Here is a 9,007-nt window from a genome sequence, read left to right as displayed (position 1 = left end):
AATCACAAGTCAAGTTGCAACGTTCCAAATTATTGAAGGATTAGGATTGTTCAATACGATTTGGTCAGTTATCGTCTTAAACTTAGGAACAGATGTTATTGCACTTTACATCTTTATGCAGTATCTAGATGAGATTCCTATTTCATTAGACGAATCGGCTATTTTAGATGGAGCATCTTATTTCCAAATTTTCTGGAAAATCATTTTACCAAACTTAAAAGCACCAATTGTAACGATGCTTATTATTAGCGGAGTTGGTGTCTATAATGATTTCTACAATCCGTTCCTTTACATGCCAGGACGAGAATTAAAAGTTATTTCAACAGCATTATTCGCATTTAAAGGACCTTATGGAACCAATTGGCCAGTAATTCTAGCTGGTGTCATGATTGTTATTATACCAATTCTAATTGTGTTCCTTTCATTGCAAAAATATATTTATAACGGTGTAGCCGGTTCAGTAAAATAAACAATTAACTTTAGAGAGGAAGAATGAAGATGAAAAAAGCCCCCAAATTGATTCGATCTATTGAGATGACCCATCTGTTTGTCATCGGATCTGTCCGTTATTGGGGCAAACTCATACGTTCGGGTCTCATTTATGGTTTTGCAGATGCAGCAAGAAGTGCACTGTCTTTTTTACAAGAAAGAGTCGTTCTTGTTCCAATTGATAAATTTGCTGAGCAAGATAGAGCAAAAAAAACAAGAAAGAATATCCCTTTTGATAAAGTACTATCATTTGTATGGACAATATTGTTAAGTATGTGTTTAGCCAGTCTATTAGGTCTTTATATGGGTTATTTGCATAGTATAAGTATTTTCTTAGTAGTAACCATTTTGACGTTATTCTCTCTTTACCATACTTTTTTAGTGCTAGCGATTGCCTTATATGAGTATAAACAAGGGCCATATGACGGAAAATGGTTCTATGCCTATACGTTGGACTACATGATTCGTAATCCATTCAAAAGTTTGTTTGTTTTAATGCTGACATGGAGTTCAATGGGCATAGCCTACTTTAACTTAGTACTATTTGTCTTTTTGGTTCCTAGTCTTTATTGGATGATGGTTCAAAAAGGATTACACGTAAAGGCAAATGAACGATAATATTAAACTTTGCTAATAAGAGATTACCTCTAAAAATGAATTAAAGGAGTACAGTATGACTAACTATGTTCTTGTCAATGAAGATACAAAAGAGTTTCATCTTACAAATGGGAAAATAAGTTATCTATTTCGGGTTATGGAAGAGACAAACGTGTTGGAACAATTATACGTTGGAAAAGCTATCCGACACCGCAATTCATTTGCTCATTTGATTGAACGGGAAGTGCGACCATCAAACAATTTAAAGGTCGATAATTATACGACGTCCTTGGAGCATATTAAACAAGAAATGCCGGCATACGGGACAACGGACTTTCGCTATCCAGCTATTGAACTTCGTTACCCAGATGGAGATCACATCAGTCACTTCGAGTATCAAGCCTATTCAGTTGTAGAAGGAAAGAAAAAAATTGAAGGGATGCCTTCAACCTTTGCTACTTCAAATGAAGCGACTACATTAGAAATCCAATTGAAAGATCATTATTCTGATGTAATGTTGACTCTTTCTTACACTGTGTTTCATGAATTGAGTGTCATAACAAGGCATGCAATGTTGGAAAACCAAGGAACACATTCCGTTAGAGTTGAACGTTTGATGAGTTTAAACATCGATTTCCCAACTGCAGACTATGACTTTGTTCATTTGCATGGTGCTTGGGCTCGAGAAGCACAAGTAGAGAGAAAAGCGCTGATTACAGGAGTACAAAATATTTCTAGTACACGAGGAGCTAGTAGTCATGCTCATAATCCCTTTTTTGCACTTGCCAAAAAAGATGCAACTGAACACAGAGGAGAGGTATTTGGTTTCAGTTTTGTCTACAGTGGGAATTTCTTAGCTCAAGTTGAGGTCGATACGTATGATGTGACACGCGCAATGATGGGGATTAATCCTCATCATTTTGAGTGGAAGCTAAGCGCTAGAGAAACCTTTACCACACCAGAAGCCGTAATGGTTTACAGTGATAAAGGGTTAAATGGAATGAGTCAAACCTTCCATACATTGTATCGAGAACAATTGATTAATCCCAAGTGGGCAAAACGGGAAAGACCGATTCTTATCAACAACTGGGAAGCTACTTACTTTGATTTTGATGAAACAAAAATCTTAGAAATAGCTGGAGATGCGAAGTCCTTAGGTATTGATCTTTTCGTATTAGATGATGGCTGGTTTGGAAAACGTGATGATGACTCTAGTTCGTTAGGAAACTGGGCAGTAGATAAAGAAAAGTTGCCTAATGGAATTCTGGGATTAGCTCAAAAAATACATGCAATGGACTTGAAATTTGGTCTTTGGTTCGAGCCTGAAATGGTATCTGTTGGGACACCGATTCATGATGCTCACCCAGAATGGGTCATCGGGCATCCAGAAAAAAACATTTCTCATGGAAGAAATCAATATGTATTAGACTTTTCTCGCCCAGAAGTTGTGGAGAATATCTTTGATCAGATGGATGCGATACTTAACAGTAACGAGATTGATTATATAAAATGGGATATGAACCGCTACATTTCCGAAGCCTACTCACAAAATTTACCTGCCGAAAAACAAAGAGAAGTGATGCATCGGTATATTTTAGGTGTCTATGCTTTGTATGAAAAAATTCTGGCGAAGTATCCGGAATTACTGATTGAATCCTGTGCAGGAGGTGGCGGACGTTTTGATCCTGGTCTATTGTATTATGCACCACAAACCTGGACGAGTGACGATACTGATGCAGTTGAGCGGTTGAAGATCCAATACGGAACATCATTTATTTATCCTTTGTCTGCCATTGGAAGCCATGTCTCAGAAGTACCGAATCACCAGGTTGCACGTACGACGTCATTAAAAATGCGTGGGGATGTGGCAGCGTTTGGAACTTTTGGATATGAGCTAGATAGTACAAAGTTAAACGAGACAGATAAAAAGATTATCAAAGAACAAATCAAGCAAGTAAAAGAATGGCAACAGTTAATCCATCAAGGGACATTTTATCGTTTGAAAAGTCCATTTGAAGAAAATGTAACAGCCTGGATGGTTGTATCTCTTGACCAAACGGAAGCTTTAGTTGGTGTATATCAAGTGTTAGCAAAACCGAATCCTGTGTATGAACGCATACAATTAATGGGGTTAAAAGAAGATAAGTTGTATCGAATCAATGAAGGCAAGGTGGACCGTTATGGTGATGATTTGATGCAAGCTGGATTGATATTGGGAGAAAATTATATCGGACGTGCTCATGAATATTGGAGTCGCGATATGCCTGGAGACTATGCGAGCCGTATCTATCACTTGAAAGAAAAATAGACAATAGTTAGGATGAGAAGAAATGAAAATTGAATTTCCGAAAGATTTTTGGTGGGGGGCCGCAACATCTGGTCCACAAAGTGAAGGGCGTTTCAACAAACAACACGCAAATGTGTTTGATCATTGGTATGAAATTGAGCCAGAAGCGTTCTACAATCAAGTAGGACCAGATACCGCTTCTAACTTTTACAACAGCTATAAACAAGATATTGCGATGATGAAAGAGATTGGTTTGAACTCTTTTCGTACATCCATTCAATGGTCTCGCTTGATAGACGACTTAGAAGAAGGAACCGTCAATGAAGATGCAGTGCGTTTCTATAATGCAGTCATTGATGAATGTCTGGCACAAGGTATCAGACCAGTTATGAATTTGTTGCATTTTGATCTGCCTGTAGAATTGCAAGAGAAACACGGTGGATGGGAATCAAAACATGTAGTTGATTTGTTTGCGAAATTTGCTGCACAATGTTTCAGGTTGTTTGGTGATCGTGTAGAGGATTGGTTTACATTTAATGAACCATTAGTCATTGTGGATGGCGCATACTTGTATCAGTTCCATTATCCTAATATCGTTGATGGAAGAAAAGCGGTACAAGTTGCCTATAACATCACGCTAGCTTCTGCTAAAGCTATTGCGGCTTATCACGAAATTAATACAAATCCTAAGGGCAGAATAGGCAATATCTTAAATTTAACCCCTTCTTACCCAGCAACAGATTCGCCAGAAGATCTAGCAGCAGCTCATTTTGCCAATTTATGGATGAATGATATGTTTTTAGGTGCTTCTACAAAAGGACAATTTCCTGAAGAATTAGTGGGTATTCTAGAAAAAGACGGTGTGTTGTGGGATTCTACTGATGACGAATTGAGCATTATCAAAGCCAACACGATAGATGTTCTTGGTGTCAATTTCTATCATCCTAGCAGAGTCAAACAACCAAGTATCTCTTCAAATAGTTTAGCTGTAGATTGGATGCCGACGAAATATTTTGATAACTATGAGATGCCTGGACGACGAATGAATGTAGATAAAGGTTGGGAAATCTATCCTAAAGCATTACATGATATTGCACTAAATATCAGAGATAATTATGACAATATTCCATGGTTCGTATCGGAGAATGGAATGGGTGTTTCAAGAGAAGAACGTTATTTAAATGAAGAGGGTGTAATTGAAGATGATTACCGAATCCAATTTATTCAAGAACATCTGTATTGGTTGGCGAAAGGAATAGAAGAGGGATCAAATTGTTTTGGCTACCATTTGTGGACTCCTATTGATTGTTGGTCATGGAAAAATGCTTACCGTAATCGATATGGTTTTATCGCTAATAATATTCATACACAAGTGAAAACCATCAAGAAATCTGGTTATTGGTTTAAAGAAGTCACACAAAATAATCATTTTGAAATACTAGAAGACTTGACTCGTCTATAATTTTAACTAATAAAATCAATAATTCATTTTCTAAGATGGATTGTTAAAAAATAAAGATTTCGCTATACTAAAGGTAGAGACTGTTTCTGCAAAAACTGATAGGTTGTAAAAAAATTGGTAGCGAAAGGGGCAATGGAAAAATGAAAAAATATATGATTATTTCTAATGATATCCGCAATAAAATTTTAAAAGGCGAATACATTGCCAACCAGCGACTACCTTTTGAAAAAGATTTGTGCATACATTACGAGTCTAGTAAAATGACAATCAAAAAAGCAGTAGATATTTTAGTTACAGAAGGCCTGATCATTAAAAGGCGAGGTTCTGGAACCTTTGTAAAAGATTTGAATCCTGAAGAAATTGAGCGTATTGCTATGGCAAATCAATTTCGTGGGACAACGGCTCTTTATTCTGATAAAAAAGTTTTTAGTAAAATATTAAACTTTTCAATTGTGACGGCACCAGAACATGCAGCTAAAAAACTGAATCTTACGGAAGACACTTTTGTGTATGATATTGGTCGTGTTCGTTATGTTGATGATAGACCAATTGTAATAGAAAAAATGTATATGCCTATTGATCTTATACCAGGTATTAAAGAAAAAAATATCAAAGGATCGATTTACGAATACATTGAAAATGAATTACTTCTGAAGATTCAAAGTGCGCACAGAACAGTTTCTGTGCGCAAAGCCAAAAATAGTGAAGCAGAGGAGCTTGGAATTGAAAATGGAGATCCTGTAGCTGTAGCAGAACAAGTTGGGTACTTAGATACAGGAAATGCGTTTGAGTTTTCTACTTCAATTCATCGCTATGATGAGTTTTCGGTGGAAATGGTATTGAATCGCGATTAAATAAAATTAAACGAACGGTTTATTCTGTAAAAAATAGATAAGTAAAAAGGCCAGTTTAGAGGTTAGCTCTTTGCTTGGCTTTTTCCTTATAAGAAAGAATAGCTAATAGGAAATTTTGAATACAGAGAAACTGAAATACCGCGGTAATGAAAACGTTATTATTAAAATGATGGAGAGTGAATATATGAGTATTGTAGTGTTTGATATTGGCGGATCTGCAGTGAAATATGGGTTATGGGAAAACGAAAATTTAAGCAATAAAGCTTCATTTACTACACCAAAAAGTTGGAACGATATGAAAGAAGAAATGTTAGGAGTTTACCACTCATTTAGCGAAAATTATTCAATAGATGGTGTCGCAATTAGTGCTCCAGGAGCTGTTGATGCGATAGAAGGAACCATTAGTGGCATCAGTGCAGTTCCCTATCTTCATTATTTTCCAATCAAGAAGGAATGGGAAGATTTATTTGGTGTACCCGTTTCAATGGAAAATGATGCAAACTGTGCAGCGTTAGCAGAGTTATGGCTTGGAGCCGCAAAAGACATCCAACATGCTTTATTTATTGTTATTGGTTCAGGTATCGGTGGTTCAGTAATCATTGATCGAAAGCTATTTAAAGGCAAAGATTTATTTGGCGGTGAATTTGGGTACATGCTCTTGGATGGTAAGCATACATTGAGTGAAATGGGAAGTCCGGTACATACTGCTGAACGTTATAGTAAAGAATTAGGCTTAGATGTAGTGGTTGATGGAAAATTTCTTTTCCAAGAAGCTGATAGAGGTGAGCCAATTGCGATGAAATATGTGGATGGTCTTATTGATGCGCTGGCACTGGGGATTTATAATCTTTCTGTCAGCTTTAATCCAGATATGGTTGTAATCGGTGGCGGTTTATCCACACGCAAAGACCTTATTCAACGTCTGAATGAAAGAGCAGCCTTTTACTTAGAGCGTCAGAAGGCAGAAGATTTAAAACTAGTAATTGAAGTGTGTAAGTTTAACAATGATGCCAATCTGATTGGTGCTGTAGCTCATTTTGAACAAACAGTGGATTATAAAAAAATAGGATGAAGTAAGAAACTAATTTTAGTATCGGATAAGAATTAAAAAAACTAAATACGTCTAAAAAGCAGCACTATTGTGTACAAATAGTGCTGCTTTTTATTAAAGACAAAACTGTATTTTAAAGAATAACCTGTAATTTTGAAAAAGCCGTTCTATCAAACTAATCTTATAGTTAAGAAGAAAAGAAACGGATGGATTATCACTTCTCGCCTTATTTTTTTGATAGAAACTTGCAGATTGGTTATAACTTGCATTATGTTTAATGAGAAAGTTTTAAATAGGAGAGAGGAAGATTGCGTGTTTTTAAATGAAGAACTTCTAAAAGGAATACATAGTCGTGCTGAAATGTACGACAAAGAGAATAGCTTTCCGCATGAAGATCATGTTGCATTAAAAGAAGCGGGATATTATAAAGCTTTTGTACCCAAAGAATATGGGGGACATGGTTTGAGTCTGAAAGAAATTGCTCACGAGCAAACTCGTCTAGCAAAAGCAGCTCCTGCTACTGCCTTAGGTATTAACATGCATCAAATTATTGTAGGTGTAGGAAAATATATGGTACGCCATGGAAATAAAAAAGGAGAACAAATTTTAAAAGATGCAGTAGAAGGACACTTGTTGTCATTTGCTATCTCTGAACCGGCCAATGATCGGGTTTTATTCGGATCTATTTGTGAAGCAAAACTGGAAGAAGATGGCGGCTATCGATTTTATGGGCCTAAAGTGTTTATATCAATGGTTGCCGAATGCTCTCGTATGGTGACTTACGGCATGGACGAAAATAATGGCGACCCGCAATCAGTTTTTGCGTATGTAGAAAACAATGCTAAAACAATTAAAATCAAACCAGATTGGGATACACTTGGTATGCGTGCAACGCAATCGTATAGTGTGGATTTAGCTGGTGCTTATGCCTCAAAAGAAAGCATATTAACAAAAGTAGAACCTGGACCAAGTTTTGACCCAGTTGTTTTTGGAATATTTTCTCATTTTGAAATTTTACTAGCAGCAACATACCATGGAATTGGAAAACGTGCGCTGGAATTAGGAATTGTAAGTGTGAAAAAACGCAAATCAATCGCTCAAGGAACGACGTACGATCAAGATAAAAATATTCGTTGGCGTATCGCAGAATCTGCTTTAATTCTAGATAGCATTCAGCCTCAAATTGATGTACTAGCAGACGATGTCGAAAATGATAGTGATCATGGAGACTTATGGATGCCGCGCTTGTCAGCTATTAAAAACTATTCTGTTGAAGCGTCTATCAAAACGGTCGAGGAAATGGTAAGAGCAAGTGGTGGGCGTTCATATTACAATGATACCGAATTATCTCGTTTACTACGCGATGTCTACGCTGGATTGTTCCAAACATCTGACCAAGAATCACTCCACGATTCATGGGCAACACTATTGCTGGGACCGATTCAAAAATAATTTCTGTTCGTAACAGTAGTAGTACGAAAATAAAAAATGATCAAGATAAAATAGAACTTCAGCAACTTCGTCATCTTTATTACTATAGAAGCAACGAACCAATTCTTTAAATAGAAAAATGGAGGAATTAAGTATGAAATTTGAATCAAATGAAGGATCAACAAATCATTATGATGAACGTTTTTTCCTGATTGATGAAAAGATTTGTGATTTATTAAACCAACGTAAAGAAGTTCTGGGGAAAAATACAATTTTTCCACCAGATGAGGTGATTTCTAGGTTGGCCGACGAGTACGACCTCCAGGAAGAGTATTTACAATCGCTCTTTACAACAATGGCAATGGAAGATAGTCTCAAGCCAATGGTTGTGCCTGTCAAATTCAAAAAATATGTGCCAGTACTTAAGATTTATGAAAATGATGGAGTTATGTATACGGTGACCTTTATTCGGCAATATGCTAACGCTAGCGTACTATACTTGCATATGGATTGGGAAGAGAAAGAAGATGCTAACTTTTATCCTGATATGCTTGATTTGTTTATTAATGATACGTATTTCTGCCATTCAGAAGGAGGCGGAGGAACAACAGAACATGCGAGCCATAGCTATATTATTTCACCTGCTTTGCCAGATGATCTTACTGGAATTGAACTTGTCTTTAAAGAAGCTGGCAGACCTTTTGTAGAAAATCCAACTGGTTTTGAATTTACAATTAGCTTAGGATAACCAAAAAACTATCAAACAACCTGTCATCCTTATATGGAATGATGGGTTGTTTGATAGACTTAGTTCCAATAGTTGTCCTGACTTTAAT

8 protein-coding genes are annotated in these 9,007 nt (G+C 36.5%); all 8 read left to right on the top strand.

The features are described 5' to 3' along the window. Window positions 1-469: carbohydrate ABC transporter permease (locus CAT7_RS09795; protein ID WP_007725127.1), on the top strand; the 469-nt coding region annotated here is incomplete at its 5' end. Window positions 470-498: 29 nt separating this feature from the next. Beyond that, window positions 499-1,107: a hypothetical protein gene (locus tag CAT7_RS09790; RefSeq protein ID WP_007725125.1), complete on the top strand. Its 609-nt coding sequence runs from the start codon at window positions 499-501 to the stop codon at window positions 1,105-1,107. Between the two features lie 55 nt (window positions 1,108-1,162). Continuing rightward, window positions 1,163-3,394: an alpha-galactosidase gene (locus CAT7_RS09785; RefSeq protein WP_007725122.1), complete on the top strand. Its 2,232-nt coding sequence runs from the start codon at window positions 1,163-1,165 to the stop codon at window positions 3,392-3,394. Between the two features lie 22 nt (window positions 3,395-3,416). Next, entirely contained in the window at window positions 3,417-4,835 is a 1,419-nt protein-coding gene (locus CAT7_RS09780) for a glycoside hydrolase family 1 protein (RefSeq protein ID WP_007725119.1), read from the top strand. Between the two features lie 140 nt (window positions 4,836-4,975). After that, window positions 4,976-5,689 (top strand): GntR family transcriptional regulator, encoded by a 714-nt coding sequence (locus CAT7_RS09775; protein WP_007725116.1) that lies wholly within the window; start codon window positions 4,976-4,978, stop codon window positions 5,687-5,689. A gap of 184 nt (window positions 5,690-5,873) precedes the next feature. After that, window positions 5,874-6,761, top strand: coding sequence for an ROK family protein (locus CAT7_RS09770; protein WP_007725110.1), 888 nt, complete (start codon window positions 5,874-5,876; stop codon window positions 6,759-6,761). A 291-nt stretch (window positions 6,762-7,052) separates the two neighbouring features. Then, the gene (locus CAT7_RS09765) at window positions 7,053-8,192 is read left to right on the top strand and encodes an acyl-CoA dehydrogenase family protein (protein ID WP_007725108.1); all 1,140 of its coding nucleotides are present in this window, start codon (window positions 7,053-7,055) and stop codon (window positions 8,190-8,192) included. A 133-nt stretch (window positions 8,193-8,325) separates the two neighbouring features. Beyond that, window positions 8,326-8,919 (top strand): chorismate mutase, encoded by a 594-nt coding sequence (locus CAT7_RS09760; RefSeq protein ID WP_007725106.1) that lies wholly within the window; start codon window positions 8,326-8,328, stop codon window positions 8,917-8,919. Window positions 8,920-9,007: the final 88 nt, after the last annotated feature.

The organism is Carnobacterium sp. AT7, assembly GCF_000171855.1.
Classification (GTDB): Bacteria; Bacillota; Bacilli; order Lactobacillales; family Carnobacteriaceae; genus Carnobacterium_B; species Carnobacterium_B jeotgali.
This window is presented reverse-complemented; position numbering and strand designations above follow the sequence as displayed.

Excerpts from the sequence above, each read along its gene's own strand:
- CAT7_RS09790 (WP_007725125.1), top strand. The coding sequence starts at position 499 with ATGAAAAAAGCCCCCAAATTGATTCGATCTATTGAGATGACCCATCTG.
- CAT7_RS09785 (WP_007725122.1), top strand. The coding sequence starts at position 1,163 with ATGACTAACTATGTTCTTGTCAATGAAGATACAAAAGAGTTTCATCTT.
- CAT7_RS09780 (WP_007725119.1), top strand. The coding sequence starts at position 3,417 with ATGAAAATTGAATTTCCGAAAGATTTTTGGTGGGGGGCCGCAACATCT.
- CAT7_RS09775 (WP_007725116.1), top strand. The coding sequence starts at position 4,976 with ATGAAAAAATATATGATTATTTCTAATGATATCCGCAATAAAATTTTA.
- CAT7_RS09770 (WP_007725110.1), top strand. The coding sequence starts at position 5,874 with ATGAGTATTGTAGTGTTTGATATTGGCGGATCTGCAGTGAAATATGGG.
- CAT7_RS09760 (WP_007725106.1), top strand. The coding sequence starts at position 8,326 with ATGAAATTTGAATCAAATGAAGGATCAACAAATCATTATGATGAACGT.